Source organism: Brevundimonas terrae (assembly GCF_011761985.1).
Lineage (GTDB): Bacteria > Pseudomonadota > Alphaproteobacteria > Caulobacterales > Caulobacteraceae > Brevundimonas > Brevundimonas terrae.
The window spans coordinates 668303-689074 of record NZ_JAASQT010000002.1 but is presented as its reverse complement, the minus strand read 5'-3'; the positions used below and the strand labels follow the sequence as shown (position 1 = coordinate 689074).

Below are 20772 nucleotides of genomic sequence, written 5' to 3'. Positions count from 1 at the left end.
TCCTAGCACGGCTTAGGTCTTTGATGGGGCTACGGCCAGAACTGGCAAACCAAAGGTACGCTCTGCCGAGGAACGGGTCAGGACACTCCGACGCAGGAAAACGCGCAACAGACCGGCACACAGGGCGGTAAAACCGGCAAACAGGATCAGGGCCGCCATCAGTGGCATTTTGAGACTACGGCCCGACAGTGGCGGCTGGGCGCGCTCAATGACGGTGACATTATCGGCACCGGCCGACACCAGTTCACCATCCGCGCGGCTTTGCGTCTCGCGCAACTGGAACTCGCGAATCGACTGGCTCAGCACTTCACGATTGCCCGCCAAGGTGGCGTTTCGCGATTCCAGATCGGTCAGGCGTGCCTGTTTCGTTGTCAGATCCGCCATTTGCCGGTTCAGAACGGCCAGACGGGCCGACAGGGCATCGCGCTCGGCCAAGGTCGAGATACGGTTGGTTTCCAGCTCGACCCAGATCGGATTAGGGCCGGTGCGAACCTCTTTGGCCCCTACCGAGGTGCCGGTTTCGACAAAGGCTTGCAGGCGACGAATACGGGCGTCGACTTCCTGAACCGGTGCAGCATCGATCTGATAGCGCGACAAAAGCTGCTCGCGTTCAGTGCGCAGTTGCAAAATCTGGTCCTGCGCTGACACATTCAGGTCTTGCTGTAGCGCAATTTCTGCGGGCGTCCGGGCCTGTTGCGCCATCAGTGTCGTGAGGCGCTGCGCCGCTTGATTCTGTTGGGCCTGAACCGACAGTCGTTCGGCAAATACGGTTTGATAGCTTTGCGACAATGCCGCCTTGGCCGTCGCAAAATCACCGATATCGTTGGAGGTCAGGAACTCTTCATAGGCGCGGTCCGCCGCTTCCAGCTCGCCCTCGAATGCGGCGCGCTGGCTACGGATAGCGGGTGTGGCGCGGTCACGAAAAACTTCGCGGCGATAGGTCAGGTACTGATCGATGACGGTGTTGAGCACCTGTGCGGCCTGACGTGGGTCATGGCTGCTATAGGACAGACCGATCACCGGACTTTCCGGCGAGACAGAGACCTTAAGGGCGTTGCCGACGGCCTGAACTGCCGAAGCCTCTGCCCGCGATGCTGCAATAGGAGTGGCAGGCGCATTATGGAAGGTTTCCACGCCCATAGCGCGGACAACACGCTGTTTGACCTCAAGGCTGTTCAGGATGGCCGCTTCGGACTGCGCCACTTCGGACGCATTGGGCGGAGAGCCGTTGCCTTGGGTGCCGACGCGCGGCTGATACACATATTCCTGACCAACCCCGACAAACAGGGTCGCACCGGCAAAATACGTCTTCTTCAGGCTGATGATGGCAACAGTGCCCAGGGCCACAATGACCAAGAAGACAATAACCATCAGCCACAGCTCTCGCAGCAGCAGAGCAATGACATCGACCACGCCATAACGTGGGCGGCCATATCCGGAGCTGATTGACGCCATGCGCACAAGCCTGCGAAAGGTGAACCTCTGCTACATGAATGCCCTACAGGGTGTTAATCAGGCGTGAACCATAAATTACGATCATTGATATTCAAGGTATCGGCACTGGGCTCGCCGGGGGAAACGAATGATCGACCGTAGGTTTTTTCTAGGCGGCTTGGCTATCGCCACGGCAGGATGCGCATCTTCTGGTGCGTCTGTGCGTGACGATGCTGCCGTCATTGCCGGTTTTCGGCCATGGTCGGATATCGAGCCGCCCTATGTTCTGTTCCCCGGTGACGAGATCGATCTGGCCCTGCCTTCAGCGCCCGAACTGAACCGTACCCTAACACTGGCCCCCGATGGCCGCATCTCTTTGCCGATGGCGGGTCATGTTATGGCCGCAGAACGCAGCCTGCATGCGTTGGAGGCCGATATTTCCACAGCCTATGCCGAGCATCTGGTGCGCCCTGCCGTCGAGCTTTCTTTGCGCCGCTCTGGTCCTGCCAAGGTCTGGGTGAACGGTCAGGTGCGTAATCCGGGTGCCTATGACCTGCCCGGAGAGCCCATCAATGCCTATCAGGCCATGCTGATGGCAGGTGGTGAATCACTCGGGGCAAGAACCGGCAAGGCCGCATTGATTCGTCGCGGGCCGGATGGCTATCCGATGATGACGACGGTTGATCTGGGGAATCGCAGCCTGTTCTCGCCGCGCATTCGTCGTGGCGACATCATCTTTGTTCCGCGTACGGCCCTTGGCGAAGTCACGGCCTTCTTCACGCAGGTCCGCGAGGCCATGCCCATAGGGTTCAGCTATGCGCTGAACGGCTGGAACTAAGTTAAATTTTAGGGAGAGATTTTTTCCGTGGTCGGGGCACGAGGATTCGAACCTCGGACCCCCTGCTCCCAAAACAGGTGCGCTACCAGACTGCGCCATACCCCGAGCCGCGGAAGCCGTTCTAATGTCACGGCTTGTCGTTTACCGCAACAGAAAAAACCTACTTTTTGAAGAAGTTGTGTTTAATTTGGTCGCCGGGCTTGGCACCGATTTCGTCAGCACGACCCGCACGCAATTCCAGAACGCCGTTCGCTGCGCCATAGGACGGTACAGGGGCTTCCGAATAGGGGGTTGTATGGCGGGCAATCGAGATGATTTTGCCATCCGGCGCAATATAGATGATGTCCAGCGAGCTGGGCGTATTACGCATCCAGAAAGATTGTTCGCTGGCTTGCGGGAACTGGAAAAGCATCCCGCGATCATCGGCCAGTGGCGGGCGGTACATCAGCCCCCTCGCCCTCGACGCATTGTCATCGGCGATTTCGACCATGAAATGATGCTCGCCGCTTTGCGTAACGACAGAAAGCGGCTCTAGCGGACGTCCGCGTTCGTCAACGACCTGCTTGCCTGCCGCGCAAGCAGATACAGCCAGTCCCAAAGCAAGTACGGCAAGGCCGCGTCGCGAGCACTTCATGGTTTCGCCTTCCAAAAACAGGCGCGAACCTTACTGCGCGGGACGAATTTCGGCTACCACCAATCCTTTGGGTCCTTCGGCAAAACGCACATCGACCGCATCGCCCGGCAAAAGATCTTCCAGACCGTTGCGGCGCAGGGTTTCAACGTGGACGAAGATGTCGCCCTCGGCGCTGTTGCGAACAACAAAGCCATAGCCCTTGGTGCGGTTGAACCACTTCACGACCGCCGGTTCCATTTCACCGATCGGGGTCGCATCCACGCCGGAACGCTGGATCAAGGGACGTTGCGGGCGGGAATCAGGCAGCGCCTCGTCCAGCACCTCGATACGCACGACCTGCCAGCCTTTTGCACGACGCGCACAGTCCGCACTAATGCGGGCACCCTCGCCGGCATCTTCACGCCCGATGTCGCGAAGACTGCTGACGTGCAGAAGAACATCTTTCTGATCGGTATGATTCGCATCATCAGGCACGATGAAGCCGTAGCCCTTACCGGGATCAAACCATTTTACGTGCCCCTCGACACGTACAGTATCGTTATCTTCCATCCCCACAGACCCAAGCAAAAGCGAACAAGAGTTTCAATCTAGGCCAAAACCTTGGATTGAACGAACAACGAAACTTAACACACTATTTAGTGTCACGCAGAGTGAAAAATGACGATTTTACATCTCTGTGATTTGCGCGAGCAATAAAGCTACGAGCGCAAACAGATCAGCCCTGTACTTACAGGCTGTAATCAGATTGTCCGGTGATGGGGGCTTAGAGCTCCGCGTGGCAGTCCCTAGGGGAGTCGAACCCCTCTTTTCAGGTTGAAAACCTGACGTCCTAACCGATAGACGAAGGGACCGCAGCGCGAGAAGCGATCTAAATTGTATGGCTCCGACCGAAGTCGGATAGCCGGTCCGCGTGGCAGTCCCTAGGGGAGTCGAACCCCTCTTTTCAGGTTGAAAACCTGACGTCCTAACCGATAGACGAAGGGACCGCAGCGCGAGGAGCGGTCTATTATCTGCCTCCGAACCCTGATGCAAGCGGCTTCTTCATCTTTCTTCGGTATTCGGAAAATCTCCAAAACCGAGATGCGTCAGGCTTGAACCGAAGTTCGAAAACAACGTCGCGTGGCAGTCCCTAGGGGAATCGAACCCCTCTTTTCAGGTTGAAAACCTGACGTCCTAACCGATAGACGAAGGGACCGCGTCGCGAACGTGTGGCTAGATAGACGGCGAATCCAAGAAACGCAACGGGCTAGAACGATTTCTGCGTCTTTTTTCAAAGACCTGTGACGCAGGATCGTAAATCCTATGCGCCCATTCGCGGGTCGGCGATGTCTTCGATTTCCAGTTGCACACCGCGACGACCGTTCCAGTCATCGGCCTTCAGGCGACCGGAAACACACAAGCCACCCTGCCCGGACAAGATCATCCGCCCCAAAGGCAGGTCAGCACAGCGCCATGCAATGGCCCGTACCGACGCCCCGTCCGGCCCCACCAGACGACAGCGCACATGCCCGCCATTCATAGCCACCGGTTCGCGCACCTGAATATGCTCGAATGCAAACATCGGCTCGGGATTGGCCGGACCATAGGGAGCCAGCTTCTCGAAACTCTCGAACAGGTCACGCGTAGCCGAGCGAGCGTCAATCAGGGCGTCAATCTCCACCCAGTCCAGAGCCTGTGCCGCTTCCTGCTCACCGCTCAAGGCGTCATTCAAAAAGGCCCGCAAGGTTTCAAGATTGTCGGTGGCCACCGTCAAACCCGCCGCCATAGCGTGTCCACCGCCCGCAATCAGGACGCCCTCTTCCCAGGCCTTTTGCACCGCACGGCCCAGATTCATGCCCTGCTGGGAACGTCCCGAGCCCTTGCCGATGCCGGTCACCGGATCAAGACCAACCACAACTACCGGCTTGCGCCAGCGCTCACGCAGACGTCCGGCCACAATGCCCACCACGCCGGGGTGCCAATCCTCGCCCGCCACCAGCACACAGGCGGTTTCATCCTGATGTGCGCCCGTCGCCTCGACCATGCGGATAGCTTGCTCTGTAACGTCGGCCTCGACATCACGACGGGCGCGATTCAACTCGTCCAGTTCACGCGCCAGCATATCGGCTTCACGCGCATCCTGCGTGGACAACAGGCTGGCCCCCAGATCGGAACGGCCAATACGTCCGCCCGCATTGATTCGCGGCCCCAGCACAAAACCCACCGTCTGCGACTTGGCTTCGCCCAGTTCGGCACCCGCCACCCTCATCAGGGCCGACAAGCCCGGATTATTCCATCCCGACATTGATTTCAGGCCTAGACTGGCCAAGGCCCGATTAAAGCCCGTCAGGCGGGTCACATCACAGATTGCGCCCATAGCGGCCAGATCCAGCCACTGGCGAATGTCCGGCTCGGGCGTCGCGGCGAACAGGTTACGCTTGCGCCCTTCCCTGTTCAGCGCCGCCAGCAGCACAAACACCACCCCCGCCGCAGCCAGATTGCCCTGTCCCGACGGACAGCCGGGCCGGTTTGGGTTTACAACCGCCAGACATTTTGGCGGCTCTTCGCGCATCATATGGTGGTCAATAACCACAACCTTCAGGCCGATATCGGTCGCATGGGCCACAGCCTCGTTGGCGGCGGCACCGCAATCGACCGTAATGACCAGATCGGCACCGCTGGCCTTTAATCGGTCAAAGGCTGGCGCACTGGGGCCATAGCCTTCCTTCATGCGGTCCGGCACATAGATGGGCAGTTCGGCCCCCAGACAGCGGAACCAGCGCACCAAAAGCGCTGCACTGGATGCCCCGTCTACATCGTAATCGGCAAACACATGGATGCTTTCACCCGCTTGCAGGGCATCCAGAATGGCTGTGGCGGCCTGATCCATATCCATAAAGGTAGAAGGATCGGGAAATAGCGCGCGCAAGGTCGGGTTCAGGAAGTTCTCGCCCTGATCCGGTGCAATCTCGCGCGAGGCCAGCGCACGGGCCAGAGGCTCGCTCAAACCAAGCGACTGGATATGCGCCCGCGTGACATCAGAATCTGCCGGACGCATGCGCCAGTTCCGGCCCGATGCAGACCGGCTGAATCCCAGAAACGGCTTTTGCGTCATATCATCAGCCATGCGGCCAGTATCCTCGAATATCGGTATCCTCGTGCTGTCAGCTCCGCGCTGCATGGCGCAGAAACCGATTCTCGACGCCTATCTTACGATCACGTCAGGCACGGACGTATAAGGCCTTTAGCGCAGGGGGCGATCTACAGGCGGCGGAGCCTTGGCGCGGGCGCGCAAGGACGCCGCCAAAGCCTCTATCTGTGCCGGCGTATCGGCGGTCGGGATTTCGACATTGTCCGCTGCCAGACGCTGACGGATCGTCGTCACAAACTGCTCGGCATCGCCCAGTTCCCAGTCAATCGCCGCGACTTCGGTGTTAAGTACACCTTGAGAAGCCTCAAGCCCTGTCACAGCCGTGCGAACCGTTGCGGCATCAGGCACATTCACAGGTGCCGCCGGAAAGTCCTGCCAGCGCGGATAATCGCGTTTCTCGGCCACAAGCGAATCTATTCTGCTAGCCAATGGCGAGGCCGGATCAGCCGGAGGATCAAAGGCACACGCCGACAGCCCTGCACACAGGGCCAGAGCAGCAAACGGCTGCAATACGATTTTCACAAGATTCACGTTCATGTCCCGAGCATTCATATGCCAACATAGGGTGCGGCGATAGGCATACGCCCATTCCTTGCTCTGGAGAACTGAACGGTGACCAAATCCAAGGCCCCGACATCCACCGCAAAACGCGCCCCCGCAGCAGCGAAGCGCGCCCGTCCGGCCTCCTTGGACGCCGCTTCAAAACCTGATGTAAAAACGGCCGAGACGGTGAAAAAAGCCTCCAAGGCCAAGGCCACCCCCAAGGCTCCGCCCCAAACCGAAAAGCCGTCGTCTGGCACCGAAGGCGGTGCCGCTTTCGGTGCAGAGCATATTCACCAGATCGAGCAGTTGTCGCTGAATCTGGCCAAGGCTGCGATGCTGGCCCAGTCCGCCCTTGCCGAAGCGGCCCTGACACAGGCCGATCGTCCTGCGGCACTGTCCTCTGATCCGTTCAATGTCACCCCCGCCATGGGCGCGGTGATGAGCAGTCTGGCGGCCAAGCCCGAAAAGCTGTTTCAAGCGCAGGCCGACCTGTTCAACCGCTATCTGGGTCTGTGGACCACGGCCACGCGTCGCGCATTGGGTGAAGAAACCGAAGCCGCTCCTGCCACAGACAAACGGTTCCGCGACCCTGCATGGTCGGAAAATCCTGTCTTTGACATGATGCGTCAGTCGTATCTGACAACAACGGAATGGATGCACGCACTGGTCGCCAGTGCCGATGGCATCGATCCCAAGGTCAAACGTCAGGCCGAGTTCTTTACCCGTCTGCTGACCGATGCCTTGTCGCCCTCTAACTTCCTCGCTTCCAATCCGGTTGCTCTGAAGGCTCTGGCCGAGAGCAATGGCGAGACTCTGGTCAGGGGTATGCAGAACTTCGCGACTGATCTGGAACGTGGGCGCGGTCGCCTTGCAATTCGCCAGACCGATACGGACAGTTTCAAAGTCGGAGAAAATGTCGCCACGTCACCGGGGCAAGTGGTCTGGCGCGACGATTTGTTCGAGCTTTTGCAATATGATGCAGCGACGCCAAAACAGTATGCGATCCCGCTGCTGATCTTCCCGCCGTGGATCAACAAGTTCTACATCCTCGACCTGCGCCCCGAAAACTCGATGGTGCGCTGGCTGACGGCGCAAGGCTTTACCGTCTTTGTTTGCTCGTGGGTCAATCCGGACAAGGACAAGTCGCACTACAATTTCGACGACTACCTCGAAAAAGGCATTTACCGCGCCGTTGAAAAAGTACTGGAGCAAACCGGCCAGAAAACCGTGAACACGGTTGGCTATTGCATCGGCGGCACCCTGCTCGGCTCCGCCCTCGCCCATGCTGCTGCCAAGAACGACACCCGCATCAACAGCGCCACCTTCTTTGCCGCCCAGCACGATTTTGCCGAAGCCGGTGATCTGGCCCTGTTCACCGACGAGCACTGGCTGGCCGAAATCGAGCGCCAGATGGACGAGGCGGGCGGCGTACTGCCCAGCACCGCCATGGCCGATACCTTTAATGCCCTGCGTAGCAATGATCTGATCTGGTCGTTCTTCGTCTCAAACTATCTGATGGGCAAAGACCCGCCCGCCTTCGACCTGTTGGCATGGAACGCCGACCAGACGCGTATGCCCAAGACTCTGCATCTGGATTATCTGCGCCGCATGTACGGCCAGAATGCTCTGGCCAAGGGCGAGATCACCATGGGCGGCGAAACCATTGATCTGGGTCGCATCACTGTACCGGTCTATTTCCAGGCCAGTCGCGAAGACCATATTGCGCCCATGCGCTCGGTCTATCGCTCGGCACGCCTGTTTGGCGGTCCCGTCACCTATACGCTGGCCGGATCGGGCCATATTGCGGGCGTCATCAACCACCCCGATGCCGGAAAATATCAGCACTGGTCCAATCCATCGCTTCCCGAAACGCTGGAAGAATGGCAAGCGGGCGCTGAACCACATCCGGGTAGCTGGTGGCCGCACTGGGGGGAATGGCTGTCGGCTCTGTCCGGCAAACAAATCCCCGCACGCGATCCTGCCAAGGGCGTGCTGGCTCCGCTGGAGCCCGCACCCGGATCCTATGTTAAGGTCAAGTCTTGATGCGTTTTGAACCCAATGCCCTGCTCGCCGTCACGACTGGCTGTGCGCTGGGCGTTCTGATCGGCAGTGCCGCCATTTTTGGCGAGGCCGGCCAGTTGCTGAAATATGTGCTGATCGCGGTTGTCGTGACTGCTCTTTACGTCCCGCTGAACAGCTGGATGAAGAAACGTGCCGGACAAGAGGTCCGCCCGCTGATCCATCTGGAATCACAGGTTTCGGCCATGTGGTCGAACATGTTTCCGGCGGTCATCGCTCTGGCGGCCTTCATCCCCGTTATCTGGATGGGGCACGATTACGGTCTGCTGATCGTCATCGCCTCGGTCTGGTTTGCAGGTACCGTGGCTTCGGCGATCGCGGCCCGCAAAGCCTGATACAAAAAAGCGCCGGAGGATGTCTCCGGCGCTTTTCTTTTGGTTCAACTACGAGGCCCAGAATTAAATATCCGGGGACGCGCTCGGCGCACCAACCACAGGTTCACTGTCGCCAGACCCAGTACAAGCGCAGCCACTGCCTGATGAACCACGCCAAGCGTGATCGGCACGGCATGCATCAGGGTCAGAATACCCAGAACAGCTTGTAGCCACAGGCTCAGCGCCAGCGCATAGGCCGCCGCGCCCGAGCCTTCGGACAAACGCCAGCGCCATGCCTGAACAGCATAGACCGTACCGAAGGCCAGCAGGATATAGGCACCCAGACGGTGATTGAACTGCACCAGCCCCTGATCGTGCAGGAAGGCCAGACCGCCCTGCCCCCATTCGACCGGCGGGAATATGGCACCGCTCATCATAGGCCAGTCCGTAAAGACCATGCCAGCCTTGGAACCGGCCACGAGACCGCCCAACAGGCACTGGATGAACACTGCGGCCAACAGCAAATTAGCCGCAATATTCCAGCCACGCGAAGGGCGGTTAAACTGCTCGCCCGACCATGCCTCGAGGCCAGCCCAGATCAGACCCGCGAAAATGATGAAAGCCAGCCCCAAATGCGTCGCCAGACGCTCGGGTGCCACATCCACACGCTCGCTCAGGCCGGATGTCACCATCCACCAGCCGATAAGCCCCTGCAAACCGCCCAGACCCAGCAGAATCGCACAGCGCAGCACCAGACGGCGCGGCATGATGCGGAACACCACGAAAATCAGGAACGGTACCGCAAACGCTATACCAATCAGACGGCCCAGAAGGCGGTGGATCCATTCCCACCAGAAAATGCCCTGAAACTCGCCAAGGGTCATACCCGCATTGACCAACTGGTACTGCGGAATCGCCTTGTACTTTTCAAACGCCTCAAGCCAATGCGCGTGCGTCATCGGGGGAATAGCCCCCATGATCGGCTTCCACTCCGTAATCGACAGACCCGATCCGGTCAGACGCGTCGCACCGCCAACAACGACCATGGCAAACACCAGGACCGCACACACAAACAACCAGATTGCCACAGACCGGCTGTGGGTGACTTCGCCTATACGCATCATTCGACGCCTGCTCTTTGCCCCGATATGGTGACCGTCTATCGTCAGACGGAGAACAGAGGGGTATGCCCCTGTCTCGCTACGATTTCGAGTCGCATTCTTGCATTAAGCGTCACGGTTGTTTGAGGAGGCAATTTGCCTATGCCCTATATTGAACTGGCCGTGACCGTTGTGGTCGTGTCCGTATTGGCTCTTTTGGCCGACCTTCTGGCTGGCCGCCGTGAAATGCCGGCCTTCTTTATTGTGGCCTATGCGGGGGCCATCTGCGGCGTATTCCTTGTCTTGCGGGTGTTTGCGCTCGTCACGCTGGATAGCTGGATATGGCCCGTATGGGCTGCTGGCGGCGCTGTCGCCGGTCTGCTGCTGTATTTTATCTTCCGGAAGAAACGCTGATGCCGCCACGTCTCAGAAAACTGATTGCCACCATTATGGTCATGGCCTTCCTGACCTTCTGGGTGTGGGGCGCTGTCACCCTGTCCGGCTTCTTGCCCGATATCTTCTGGGTGGAGGCCATCTATTACGCCATTGCAGGGATTGGCTGGGGCGTTCCGCTGATCCCCATGTTGCGCTGGGCTGAAAAGCCAGGCAAGGGCGCACAGAATCATCCCGCTGATCCTCGATAGAATCCAGATACGAAAAAAGGGCACCCGAGGGTGCCCTTTTCATTTCAACCAATTCCTTGGAGGAAATGGTCGGAGCGACAGGATTCGAACCTGCGACCCCTTGACCCCCAGTCAAGTGCGCTACCAGGCTGCGCCACGCTCCGAAGACGCTTCGTATAGACGGGCAAATCGTCGATCGCAAACCAAAAAAGTGGCTTATGAACAATAAGCTGCGACTATTATGCCAAGACAGCGTTCAGTCGCGCCTGCGCCGCCTCGATCTGCTCCAGAACACGGACAAGATGAGGCTGGTTTACGCCCGAAGACACCGTTTCCGGTTTATTCAGCGCCTTTACGGTCGCTGGCGTTTTGCCCGAGCGAACCGACTTGTCTTTAAACAGGCGCTCTACGCCCTTGATGGTCATACCTTCATCATGAAGAAGGCGACGGACATCCTTTAGAATCTGGATGTCCTCGGGGCGATAGAAGCGCCGGCCGCCCGCACGCTTTACCGGCTGGATAAAGTCCAGCTTCCCTTCCCAAAACCGCAGAACGTGTTGCGGAACTCCGACTTCGTCGGCGGCTTCGGAAATGGAACGAAAGGCTTGTGGGCTTTTAGTCAAAATCAATCCTCGACTACGGCGTCGTGGACCCTCGATTTCATGATTTGGGAAGCGCGGAAACTGATGACACGGCGCGGGTTAATCGCCGCCGGTTCACCTGTCTTCGGGTTACGGCCCATACGGGCCCGCTTTTCTCGAACCTGGAACACGCCAAAGCCGGACAGTTTGACCGTCTCGCCGCGCTCCAGAGATTCAACCACCAACTCGAGTGTACGCTCTACAAGATTAGAGCATTCCTGACGTGAAAGGCCCACTTCATCGTGAACCGCGTCACACAGATCTGCCCGGGTAAGGGTGTGCTGTCCCGACACTTGCGTCTCCCCGCTGTCAATCAGGAGTCATACAAAGCCAAAACTACGAAAAATCAAAGCACTCTTTGCGGAATCATAGACGGAAAGCGCATGCTCCCCACGTCAAACCTCCGCCCATGGCCTCGATAACAACCAAATCACCGCGTTTTATGCGGCCATCCTTGATCGCAGTATCCATAGCCAGCGGGATCGAAGCCGCAGAAGTATTGGCATGCAGATCGACGGTCGAGATTACGCGGTTCTCGTCCAGACCCAGCCGTTCACCGACACCACGGATGATTCGCGCATTCGCCTGATGCGGCACAAACCAGTCCACATCCGGAATGGCGATGCTCGCCGCTTCGGTTGCGGCCACGATGGCTTCGGAAATGTTCACCACAGCATGGCGGAACACCTGATTGCCGGTCATACGAAGATGTCCGACTGTGCCCGTCGTCGAAGGGCCACCATCGACATAAAGCAGATCGGTCTTGGACCCGTCACAGCGCAAGGCAAAGCCAAGAAGGCCCTGATCGTCCTTGGTGCCCTGACCTTCGCGCGGCTCCAGAACAAACGCCCCTGCCCCGTCACCGAACAGAACGCAGGTCGTGCGGTCTTCCCAGTCCATCAGACGGGTCATTTCCTCGGCACCGATCACCAGCGCACATTTGGAATGACCACGCGCAACGAAACCGTCAGCCACGCTCATGGCATAGACAAAGCCCGAGCAGACAGCCTGAACATCGAAAGCGATGCCGACAGGTGCGCCAAGTTTCTTTTGAACAATAGCCGCCGTCGCCGGGAAGGTATTATCCGGCGTCGTGGTAGCGACGATAATCAGGTCGACATCCGCCGCCGTCTTGCCGGCATCGGCCAGTGCACGAAGCGCGGCTTCTACGGCCAGATCACTGGTCGGCTGGTCGTCAGCCGCCTTGTGGCGCTGGCGAATACCTGTCCGCTCGATGATCCATTCGTCGGATGTATCGACGGTCTTGCTTAGCTCTTCATTGGTGACAATGTGCGGGGGCAGATAGGAACCCACACCCGTTACAGCCGTCCGAACTACGCTCACTCGTCTACTCCCCCGTCCGTCTTTGCGCCCATATCGGCCATTTCGGCCATGCGGGCCAGATTGGTGCCGACCTTGGACAGATAATCACTGCGCGCCAGATCAACGGCGACGCGAATAGCATTTCCAAACCCTTCGGCGGTTGCCCCGCCGTGGCTTTTCACAACCAGACCGTTCAAGCCCAGAAGCGGGCCGCCATTCACGGTGCTGGGGTCAATCTTGCGCGACATCTTTTTCAGCGCCGGCATGGCGATCAACGCACCGATCTTGGATTGCAGACCCGACTTCAGCGCATCTTTCAGCAGAGTGCCGATAAAGCGGGCCGTACCCTCGGCGGTCTTCAGCGCGATATTGCCGGTAAAGCCGTCGGTGACGATCACATCGACCGTGCCCTTGGCGATATCGTCGCCCTCGACGAAACCGTAATAGTTGATCGGCAGATGACCGGAACGCAGCATGGCATGTGCCTCGCGTACCTCGTCATGACCCTTCATTTCCTCGGAACCGACGTTCAGAACGCCGACTGTCGGCTTTTCAATGCCGTGGACAGCCGACTGGAAGGCCTCGCCCATAATGGCGAACTCAACCAGTTGTTTGGCATCCGAGCCAATATTGGCCCCGACATCCAGAACCGCCGTGGTGCCGCGCAGGGTCGGCCACGAAGCCACAATCGCCGGACGCTCCAGACCCGTTGCCGCCATACGCAGTTGCAGCTTGGAAATCGCCATCAACGCGCCGGTATTACCCGCCGAAACCACGGCCTGAGCCGCGCCGGTTTTCACGGCTTCGATGGCGTTCCACATGCTGGAACCCTTGCCACGACGCATGGCTTGGGCAGGCTTTTCGTCCATCGCCACAACCTTGTCGGTGTGGAAGATGGTGCAGTCAGCATCCGTCAGGCCGTGCTTGTCCATTTCGGCGCGAATAAGGGCTTCATCACCATGCAGATGGAAATGAACCTGTTCGCCGCCGAAACGGGCACGGTAAGCCTTAATACCGGGGACGACGACCGACGGGCCGTGATCGCCACCCATGGCGTCTAGAGAAATCAGGGTCTTGGATGCCAAAGGCTTCGGTTCTCCAGCACAGCTGTTGCTGCACTTAGTGGGGGTAAGATTCAGTGTGGATGCTACCAAGGCAACCCTAGGTCAACCTTGGCTCGTATCTTTCAACGCTTTCAGTGCCGCAAACGGTGAAATATCCACCGGCTCCGGCGGCTGCACGAACACGGCACCCTCCTTGCGCGGGAATGGATCAAGCGACAGCGACAATTGTTCGACCGCATGTTGGCCAAGGTCGATTTTTCCTTCCTCGATAACATCGGGGAAGTTGTCATCGAGTTCGATGTCGATTTCGCCGTCTTCGTTATTCTGCGGTTCGGCTTCGTGGACGAAATACACGGTGAAGGGACGATCCACGCTAACCGGCATCGGCTCCAGCGACAGACCGCAGGTCTGCTCGGCCTCGGCCTTTACGCGCCCGTCCATGCGAAATCCCGAAACGGTCGGAACCAGCGTCATATCGACAGACAGAGAAGCCAGCGACGCCAGATTAAGCGCCTTGGCAATACGCACGAGATCGGCCGCCTCGGGCACAAGGGTGCGCTCTAGACTTGCGCCGATCTGATGGAGCCGGACAGGCTCGCTATAGGGGAGTTGAATCTGGGTCATCCGTTAATTTGCGCCCATTGCGGCGCCTGTTCAATCTCGGCCATCGTCTGACGGCTCAGGGCTTGGTGGCTGGCAAGGGTGTAGTCAGCCAGGGCGTTGGCGTGCGGGGCATCCTCGGCTTCATAGACATTGCGGGCAATGGAAACGACCAGAGCCTCGCGGTCACCTTCCGACAGCGCCTTTTCATAGCTGGCCATACGGCCATACAGAGCCTCGCCCAGCTTGCGCATCTTCTTGCCTACCGCAACATCGCCGACGCCGAGTTCGCGCAGCACATTATCCAGTGCGGATACATAGTGATCGAACAGCTTCTGGGCCAGTACCGCACCGCGCTCGTTTTCATGGCGCAGGCGCACATACAGCAGCAGGACGTGGAGCGTATAAATCTCGAATCGCGCATCGATACGGTCTGCGACACCCAGATCGGTATAAAAGACCGGCTGGCGCGCCTGATCTACCGCCTTGGCATACAGCTCCAGCGCGTCACGTTCGACGGGTTTGGGTCTGAATAGTGATTTGAACATATTATTTCATGGCCCTCGTGACTCCGCGACGTTGCACTAAGGCGCTCCGGAGGTTAGGTCAAAGAACAGTTTTCGCAGAGGCCTATCGCAGATGCTCCGCACCAAGTCGCTTCTTGCCGTGATTTCCCTGACCGTTCTGACCGCTGCCTGTGCGCCGCGCGTCTCGCCACAGGGTTTTCAGGTCATCGACAACAAGCCCGAAGACATTGTCGTCGGCACCGATACCCGCGAATCCGTCCTGACGAAATTGGGTTCGCCTTCGACCGCTTCGACCTTCGAGGCCGAAAACGTCTGGTACTACATCTCGCAGACGACCGAGCGCTATACCTACAGCACGCCCAAGGTCACCCAGCGCAACATCACCGAGATCACCTTTAACGAGGACAGCGGTACGGTGACGGCTGTTCGCAGCCTGAACCTGGACGACAAGGTCGATATCGCAATGAACAAGCGCGAAACTCCGACACGTGGCCGTTCGCTGACGGTTCTGGAACAGCTTCTGGGTAACGTCGGCCGCGGTCAGCTGCCCCGCACAGACGAAGACCAGCCCGGCCAGCAGCGCCGCGACTAAGCTGTCGTCAGCCAAAAATCAAAACGGCCCCGAAAAATCGGGGCCGTTTTTGTTTGTTCAGCGGGTTGGTGCCGCAGCGACTGTCCGCACACGCATACGCGGGGTCTGTCGCACGATCTCCACCCGCACCACATTGCCACGTCCCAGTTGGGTATTGGCAATCTGCATCACCGCCGACGCCAGCGCACGCTCGTCGATACGGTTCCAGTTATCGGCCATGCCGAAAGAACGCCTGTGGCCTTCACGGATCAGGGCATCGCGCATGATGGTATCTTTTGCGCGGGCCTGTTCGACAGCAAAGCCTGCCTTCAGGTGCAGTTTCAGTTCGACAAAAATGTGGTTACGGACCCGCCCGTCCACGAAAACGGGCAGTCCCAGACCCGTCATAGTGACAGATGCGGCCTCGGGGGTCGAAGCTTCCGGTGCGGCCATGACTGAGCTTGCGCCAAGCGCCAAAGCAGCCATCGAGAGGATCAGTGTGCGTCTCTGCATGATCCCATAATATGGCACAGCTCTTAGCAACTGATTGCTAGTCGTGGGTCCAACCCGTTTTGGCGGGGGTTACATCCTCGCCGCGATAGCGAACCACAAGCCCGTTACCCTCGACAACCTGACCGACGCGGGTCAAGCGCACATGACGCCGGTCGGCCTCACGACGCATGGCCTCTTCCTGAGAGGCAGGAACGGTAAAGATGATCTGGTAATCGTCGCCACCACTGGCCAACTGTTCCAGCGCCGCCTCTTCATCGACCCGTCCGGCAAACCAGCTATCGGCCGCCGCCGACAAGGGGGTGACTTCCAGATCCAGCTCGATGCAAACACCGCTGGCTTCGGCAATGCGGCCTGCGTCTGCCATCAATCCATCCGACACATCGGCGCTGGCAGTTGCCGATTTCAGGATGGCATCGGCAAACTCGGTCTGTGGCAAGGGCTGGCGATAGGCACGGCACAGATAGTCCAGCCGGTCCTGCTCCAGCTTCAACGTGCCTTGGCAGGCCTGTAGTCCCAGCCAGCCATCGCCAATCGTTCCGGTCACAAAGACCACATCACCCGGCTTGGCACCGCCGCGATGCACAGCGCGCCCTGCAGGCACCCAGCCCAACATGGTCACCGAGAACGTCAACGGGCCCGGTGTCGAAACCGTGTCTCCGCCCAGCAGATAGATATCGAAAAGCGCCTGATCGCGGCGCAAGCCCGCTACGAAGGCCTCGCGTTCCGGCCAGCCACACCGCTCGGACCAGTGGCACGCCAGCAGATAGCCGAACGGCACCGCGCCCTTGGCGGCAATGTCGGACAGGTTCACGCGCAAGAGCTTTTGCGCCAACGTATCCAGCGGATCTTCTGGGAGAAAATGCACGCCCTCGACCAAGGCATCCTTGGTCAGGATCAGATCATACCCCGGACGGGACGGCAGGGCGGCCACATCATCGGCCAGCCCCCTCGCCCATTCGGGGTGCGCCAGCGGCTTGAACAGCCGCTGGATCGTCTCGAATTCGCCTACGGCATCAATCGCGGGCATCGCGTGCAACAGCGTCCAGCGCTGCGTTCACGAATTTGGATTCCGCATCGTCGAAGAAGGCCTTGGCCAGTTCGACATACTCGTCGATGACGATTTCGCGCGGCACTTCGGTCTTGTGCTTCAGTTCCCACGAACCGCAGCGCAGCAGGGCACGCACCGTCGAGTCCAGGCGCTCCATGCGCCAGTTCGAAGCCAGATGCGACTTGACCAGCGTATCAATCGCCGACTGGTCCTCGACCACACCGCGAACGATCTCGGCAAACCAGTCTTCGTCGGCCTCGGCCATGGTCTGACCGTCGATGTCACCGTCAAAGCGGAAGTTGCGGAACTCGCGCACAACCTGCTCGACCGGCTCACCGATCAGTTCCATCTGGTACAGGGCCTGAACAGCAGCCAGACGGGCAACCGTACGGGCGCGGCGCTGACGGCTGGTCAGTTGCGGCTCGGCCTTGTTCTTCTGGACTTCGTCCAGTTGCGCCATGACTTCGGCCACGGTTGCGGGCTTGGGGGCGTCGGTCACGAAGCCAGTCCTTTAGACAGTCGTTTACGCAGGTTGATCAGATCAAGACAGGCGCGAGCGGCAAAGCCACCCTTGTCCGCTTCGGAAACACGGGCGCGGGCCCATGCCTGATCTTCGTCTTCGGTCGTCAGGATGCCATTACCAATGGCGATACCCTTCAAGCCCAGCGTGCTGATGGCCGCAGCCGATTGGTCGGCGACGATTTCGAAGTGATAGGTTTCACCACGGATGATTGTGCCCAGCGCAACATAGCCGTCATAGCGCGGCGCGGTTGGCAGACGGCCAGCGTCTTCAGCCATGGCGATCACAGTCGGCACTTCCAGTGCGCCCGGAACCGTCACAACGTCGAATTCAACGCCCTGCGCGCGCAAGGCATCCTTGGCCCCTTCAAGAAGGGCGTCGGCCAGATCGTCGTAGAAGCGTGCTTCGACAATCAGCACGCGGTAAGGATCGTTTAGGATTGTTCTTCTCCGTCCATGTCACACCAGCCGACAATGCGCAGGCTATAGCCTTCCAGCGCCGTCGGGTTGGGGCGTGTGGAACTCATCAGTTTCATGTCGCGAACACCCAGATCCAACAGAATCTGCGCACCAACGCCATAGTTTTTCAGGGCACGATCGACGGCGGCCGGCTTGTCGCCGCCAACCAGTCGTTCAGAAAGTCTGTGAAGGCCCGGATCGCGCAAAAATACGGCAATGGCGGGGCCGTCATGCTTGCTAAGGGCCTGAAGCGCACGCGGGATATAGTCCTGACGCGCTTCGATGTGGCCCAGAAGGTCCGCGGCAAAGTCGATCTGGTGCATACGAACCAGCGTGGTCTGGTCCGGCGTAATATCGCCCTTCACCATCGCCACATGCTCGTTGCCCTCGATGGTGTCGCGATAGACGACCATACGGAATGTGCCGCCATAGATGCTCTCGAACGGCGTATCCAGCGCACGCTCGACAAAGCGCTCGGTGCGACGGCGATAGGCGATCAGGTCGGCAATGGTGCCGATCTTGATGCCGTGCAACTGCGCGAACGAGATCAGCTCCGGCATACGGGCCATGGTGCCGTCATCGTTCATGATCTCGCAGATCACGCCCGCAGGCGTCAGGCCCGCCATGCGGCTGATGTCGACAGCCGCTTCGGTATGGCCGGTACGAACCAGAACACCGCCATCACGCGCCACCAGCGGGAAGATATGGCCGGGCGAGACGATATCGTCGGCACCCTTGGTCGGATCGGCTGCCACCTGAACGGTGCGCGCGCGGTCCGCCGCCGAAATGCCGGTCGTTACGCCCTCTTTGGCCTCGATCGAGACGGTGAAGGCCGTGCCCATGCTCTCGCGGTTTTCCGCAGCCATCGGCGGCAGGCGCAATTGCTTGGCGCGATCCGCCGTCATGGCCAGACAGATCAGGCCACGCGCATGCTTGGCCATGAAGTTGATCTGGTCAGGGGTCGCGAACTGGGCGGGGATGATCACATCGCCTTCGTTCTCGCGGTCCTCGGCATCCACAAGGATGTACGGACGCCCGTTGCGGGCATCGTCGATGATATCTTCGATCGGGCTGATCGGGCTATCGGTCATGGTCGCTGTCAGTTGCATTATGCGGTCTCCTGCCACCGGGCGAGGTAACGCGCCAGCATATCAATCTCTAGATTGACCTTATCCCCGACCTTTAGCGAGCCCAAGGTCGTTGCTTCCCACGTGTGGGGAATGATGTTCACACCAAATACGCGGCCCTCAACCTCGTTGACGGTCAAGGACACGCCATCAACAGTGATCGAGCCTTTGGGCGCGATGAAACGGTGCAGAGGCTCGGGAGCCTCGAAACGGATACGGTGCGAGCCGCCTTCCGGCGTGATGGATGCCACCGTGCCCAGACCATCCACATGGCCCGAAACAATATGGCCCCCCAGTTCGTCACCCAGCTTGGCCGCGCGTTCCAGATTGATGCGCGAACCTTCGGCCCATTCGGCAAGCTTGGTCTTGGACAGGGTTTCACCCGAAACCTCGACGGCGAACCAGCCATCGCCTTTTTCGGTTACCGTCAGACAGCAGCCAGCATGAGCAATGGACGCGCCCAGATCGATCGTCGTGGTGTCCCACACGGTCTCGATTTCATAGCGCCAATCCCGCTCGGTACGTTGCACGCTGCGAACGCGCCCGATGTCGGTAACAATACCGGTAAACATAGTTCAGACCTTCTCGTAACGTTCCCACAAGTCGTCACCCGAAGGCTGGACCGCAAGACGCCGGAAACGCGGAGCATCAGAAAGTTTCGTCAATTCGAGCGCAGCAATACCCGAACGGCCGCTATCACCCAAGATCATAGGTGCACGGAACCACTCGATTATATCGACCAAACCCGCCTGGATGAAGCTGGCGGCCACCCTGCCCCCGCCTTCGATCAGCAAGGATTGAATGCCTTCGCCCGCCAAGGCCGCCAAAACCGCCCCGACCGCAGGGCGACCATTAGAATCAGCATCAATACGCACAACGCGCGACGTGCCGATCTGCCGAGGCTCGACCGCTGTCAGGATCAGGGCATTATGGGCCAGTTTTGCAGACGATGGCGTCCGCAGGCGGCTGTCCAGCACAACCCGTAGGGGCTGTTTCGGTTCTTCGCCCGCAATCCGCGCCGTCAGTTGCGGATCATCAGCCAGCACCGTCTCGATCCCAACCAGAATGGCATCATGACTGGCCCGCAGGCGATGCCCCTGAAGACGCGAGGCTTCGCCCGTGATCCACTGGCTTTCACCGGAGGCCATAGCGATCTTGCCGTCCAGAGACGTCGCCAGTTTAAGTGTGACGCGCGGGCGCATCAGTCGTCGCCGTAAAGCGGCTTGTTCTCTTCAAAGCCCTCGTCACCGAGGAATTTGGCGAAGTCGCTGGTATGGCGGAAGTCTTTGTAAACCGAGGCGTAGCGCACATAGGCCACTTCATCGACGCTCTTCAGCGCCTTCATGATGAAGTCACCAACGACGTGCGACTGGATTTCGGTTTCGCCCAAGCTCTCTAACTGGCGCACGATGCGGCTGACCAGTTGCTCCACCTGATCTGGCGTTACCGGACGCTTGCGAAGCGCAATGCCCAGCGAGCGTTCCAGCTTGTCACGGTCAAACGGCGTACGACGGCCGTTGCGTTTCAGGATCACCAGTTCGCGCAACTGCACCCGCTCAAAGGTGGTGAAGCGCCCTCCGCACTGCGGACACGAGCGACGGCGGCGGATAGCCGAACCGTCGTCTGACGGTCGGCTGTCCTTAACCTGAGTGTCGGCGTTACCGCAGAAAGGGCACTTCATTTCA

At 59.2% G+C, this 20772-nt stretch carries 26 protein-coding genes and 5 tRNA genes; 6 read left to right on the top strand and 25 right to left on the bottom strand.

Annotated features, from left to right (window positions below):
* Positions 1–12: 12 nt before the first annotated feature.
* Positions 13–1455, bottom strand: coding sequence for a GumC family protein (locus FHS64_RS08095; RefSeq protein ID WP_167177508.1), 1443 nt, complete (start codon positions 1453–1455; stop codon positions 13–15).
* A 199-nt stretch (positions 1456–1654) separates the two neighbouring features.
* Between FHS64_RS08095 and FHS64_RS08090 the strand changes: the two genes are divergently transcribed.
* Positions 1655–2272 (top strand): polysaccharide biosynthesis/export family protein, encoded by a 618-nt coding sequence (locus FHS64_RS08090; protein WP_341771115.1) that lies wholly within the window; start codon positions 1655–1657, stop codon positions 2270–2272.
* A gap of 28 nt (positions 2273–2300) precedes the next feature.
* Here FHS64_RS08090 and FHS64_RS08085 read toward each other — a convergent pair.
* The 8 genes from FHS64_RS08085 to FHS64_RS08050 all read right to left on the bottom strand — a co-directional run bounded on the left by FHS64_RS08085 (position 2301) and on the right by FHS64_RS08050 (position 6567).
* Positions 2301–2377: transfer RNA gene (locus tag FHS64_RS08085), tRNA-Pro, on the bottom strand.
* A 55-nt stretch (positions 2378–2432) separates the two neighbouring features.
* Positions 2433–2906: a DUF192 domain-containing protein gene (locus FHS64_RS08080; protein WP_167177504.1), complete on the bottom strand. Its 474-nt coding sequence runs from the start codon at positions 2904–2906 to the stop codon at positions 2433–2435.
* A gap of 30 nt (positions 2907–2936) precedes the next feature.
* A complete protein-coding gene (locus FHS64_RS08075) occupies positions 2937–3455 on the bottom strand; it encodes a cold-shock protein (protein ID WP_167177502.1) in 519 nt (172 codons plus the stop codon).
* Positions 3456–3682: 227 nt separating this feature from the next.
* Positions 3683–3757: transfer RNA gene (locus FHS64_RS08070), tRNA-Glu, on the bottom strand.
* 60 nt (positions 3758–3817) lie between these two features.
* Positions 3818–3892: transfer RNA gene (locus FHS64_RS08065), tRNA-Glu, on the bottom strand.
* Positions 3893–4026: 134 nt separating this feature from the next.
* Positions 4027–4101: transfer RNA gene (locus tag FHS64_RS08060), tRNA-Glu, on the bottom strand.
* Positions 4102–4206: 105 nt separating this feature from the next.
* Complete coding sequence (gene recJ / locus FHS64_RS08055; RefSeq protein WP_167177500.1) at positions 4207–6012, bottom strand: single-stranded-DNA-specific exonuclease RecJ; 1806 nt, start codon at positions 6010–6012, stop codon at positions 4207–4209.
* A 117-nt stretch (positions 6013–6129) separates the two neighbouring features.
* The gene (locus FHS64_RS08050; RefSeq protein ID WP_341771114.1) at positions 6130–6567 is read right to left on the bottom strand and encodes a hypothetical protein; all 438 of its coding nucleotides are present in this window, start codon (positions 6565–6567) and stop codon (positions 6130–6132) included.
* 345 nt (positions 6568–6912) lie between these two features.
* Here FHS64_RS08050 and phaC point away from each other — a divergent pair, with 345 nt between their 5' ends.
* Positions 6913–8622: a class I poly(R)-hydroxyalkanoic acid synthase gene (gene phaC, locus FHS64_RS08045; RefSeq protein WP_208380810.1), complete on the top strand. Its 1710-nt coding sequence runs from the start codon at positions 6913–6915 to the stop codon at positions 8620–8622.
* Entirely contained in the window at positions 8622–8993 is a 372-nt protein-coding gene (locus FHS64_RS08040) for a hypothetical protein (protein ID WP_243862860.1), read from the top strand. The genes phaC and FHS64_RS08040 overlap by 1 nt, the downstream gene beginning before the upstream one ends.
* Before the next feature lie 44 nt (positions 8994–9037).
* Here FHS64_RS08040 and FHS64_RS08035 read toward each other — a convergent pair whose 3' ends face one another.
* Positions 9038–10096 carry a COX15/CtaA family protein gene (locus FHS64_RS08035; RefSeq protein ID WP_167177494.1) on the bottom strand — a complete coding sequence of 353 codons (1059 nt, stop codon included), beginning with the start codon at positions 10094–10096 and terminating at the stop codon, positions 9038–9040.
* A gap of 138 nt (positions 10097–10234) precedes the next feature.
* Between FHS64_RS08035 and FHS64_RS08030 the strand changes: the two genes are divergently transcribed.
* On the top strand, positions 10235–10486 hold the full coding sequence (locus FHS64_RS08030) for a transglycosylase (RefSeq protein ID WP_167177492.1): 252 nt from the start codon (positions 10235–10237) through the stop codon (positions 10484–10486).
* Positions 10486–10716: a DUF2842 domain-containing protein gene (locus FHS64_RS08025; RefSeq protein ID WP_167177490.1), complete on the top strand. Its 231-nt coding sequence runs from the start codon at positions 10486–10488 to the stop codon at positions 10714–10716. The genes FHS64_RS08030 and FHS64_RS08025 overlap by 1 nt, the downstream gene beginning before the upstream one ends.
* 66 nt (positions 10717–10782) lie before the next feature.
* On the opposite strand, the gene FHS64_RS08020 is transcribed toward FHS64_RS08025, so the two are convergent.
* The 7 genes from FHS64_RS08020 to FHS64_RS07990 form a co-directional block, all read right to left on the bottom strand.
* Positions 10783–10859, bottom strand: a tRNA-Pro gene (locus FHS64_RS08020).
* Between the two features lie 75 nt (positions 10860–10934).
* A complete protein-coding gene (locus tag FHS64_RS08015) occupies positions 10935–11318 on the bottom strand; it encodes a MerR family transcriptional regulator (protein WP_167177488.1) in 384 nt (127 codons plus the stop codon).
* 2 nt (positions 11319–11320) lie between these two features.
* On the bottom strand, positions 11321–11629 hold the full coding sequence (locus tag FHS64_RS08010; RefSeq protein ID WP_167177486.1) for an integration host factor subunit alpha: 309 nt from the start codon (positions 11627–11629) through the stop codon (positions 11321–11323).
* 73 nt (positions 11630–11702) lie between these two features.
* On the bottom strand, positions 11703–12680 hold the full coding sequence (locus tag FHS64_RS08005; protein ID WP_167177484.1) for a beta-ketoacyl-ACP synthase 3: 978 nt from the start codon (positions 12678–12680) through the stop codon (positions 11703–11705).
* Positions 12677–13744, bottom strand: coding sequence for a phosphate acyltransferase PlsX (plsX, locus tag FHS64_RS08000; protein ID WP_167177482.1), 1068 nt, complete (start codon positions 13742–13744; stop codon positions 12677–12679). Before plsX ends, FHS64_RS08005 begins: the two co-directional genes overlap by 4 nt.
* 81 nt (positions 13745–13825) lie before the next feature.
* On the bottom strand, positions 13826–14347 hold the full coding sequence (locus tag FHS64_RS07995; RefSeq protein ID WP_167177480.1) for a YceD family protein: 522 nt from the start codon (positions 14345–14347) through the stop codon (positions 13826–13828).
* A complete protein-coding gene (locus tag FHS64_RS07990; protein WP_167177478.1) occupies positions 14344–14871 on the bottom strand; it encodes a ubiquinol-cytochrome C chaperone family protein in 528 nt (175 codons plus the stop codon). Before FHS64_RS07990 ends, FHS64_RS07995 begins: the two co-directional genes overlap by 4 nt.
* 91 nt (positions 14872–14962) lie before the next feature.
* On the opposite strand from FHS64_RS07990, the gene FHS64_RS07985 reads away from it, so the two are divergent.
* On the top strand, positions 14963–15442 hold the full coding sequence (locus tag FHS64_RS07985; RefSeq protein ID WP_167177476.1) for an outer membrane protein assembly factor BamE: 480 nt from the start codon (positions 14963–14965) through the stop codon (positions 15440–15442).
* 57 nt (positions 15443–15499) lie between these two features.
* On the opposite strand, the gene FHS64_RS07980 is transcribed toward FHS64_RS07985, so the two are convergent.
* Genes FHS64_RS07980 through nrdR form a run of 8 tightly spaced genes read right to left on the bottom strand, consistent with a single transcriptional unit; the run spans position 15500 to position 20768 of the window.
* Positions 15500–15934, bottom strand: coding sequence for a hypothetical protein (locus tag FHS64_RS07980; RefSeq protein ID WP_167177474.1), 435 nt, complete (start codon positions 15932–15934; stop codon positions 15500–15502).
* Between the two features lie 37 nt (positions 15935–15971).
* The gene (gene thiL, locus FHS64_RS07975) at positions 15972–16961 is read right to left on the bottom strand and encodes a thiamine-phosphate kinase (protein WP_167177472.1); all 990 of its coding nucleotides are present in this window, start codon (positions 16959–16961) and stop codon (positions 15972–15974) included.
* Entirely contained in the window at positions 16948–17442 is a 495-nt protein-coding gene (nusB, locus tag FHS64_RS07970) for a transcription antitermination factor NusB (RefSeq protein ID WP_167177772.1), read from the bottom strand. Before nusB ends, thiL begins: the two co-directional genes overlap by 14 nt.
* 35 nt (positions 17443–17477) lie before the next feature.
* Positions 17478–17921 carry a 6,7-dimethyl-8-ribityllumazine synthase gene (ribH, locus tag FHS64_RS07965; protein ID WP_341771113.1) on the bottom strand — a complete coding sequence of 148 codons (444 nt, stop codon included), beginning with the start codon at positions 17919–17921 and terminating at the stop codon, positions 17478–17480.
* Positions 17922–17935: 14 nt separating this feature from the next.
* Positions 17936–19069 (bottom strand): 3,4-dihydroxy-2-butanone-4-phosphate synthase, encoded by a 1134-nt coding sequence (ribB, locus tag FHS64_RS07960; protein ID WP_208380696.1) that lies wholly within the window; start codon positions 19067–19069, stop codon positions 17936–17938.
* Positions 19069–19659 carry a riboflavin synthase gene (locus FHS64_RS07955; protein ID WP_167177470.1) on the bottom strand — a complete coding sequence of 197 codons (591 nt, stop codon included), beginning with the start codon at positions 19657–19659 and terminating at the stop codon, positions 19069–19071. Before FHS64_RS07955 ends, ribB begins: the two co-directional genes overlap by 1 nt.
* Positions 19660–19662: 3 nt before the next feature.
* Entirely contained in the window at positions 19663–20289 is a 627-nt protein-coding gene (locus tag FHS64_RS07950) for a RibD family protein (RefSeq protein ID WP_167177468.1), read from the bottom strand.
* Positions 20289–20768 (bottom strand): transcriptional regulator NrdR, encoded by a 480-nt coding sequence (nrdR, locus tag FHS64_RS07945; protein WP_167177466.1) that lies wholly within the window; start codon positions 20766–20768, stop codon positions 20289–20291. Before nrdR ends, FHS64_RS07950 begins: the two co-directional genes overlap by 1 nt.
* Positions 20769–20772 lie beyond the last annotated feature (4 nt).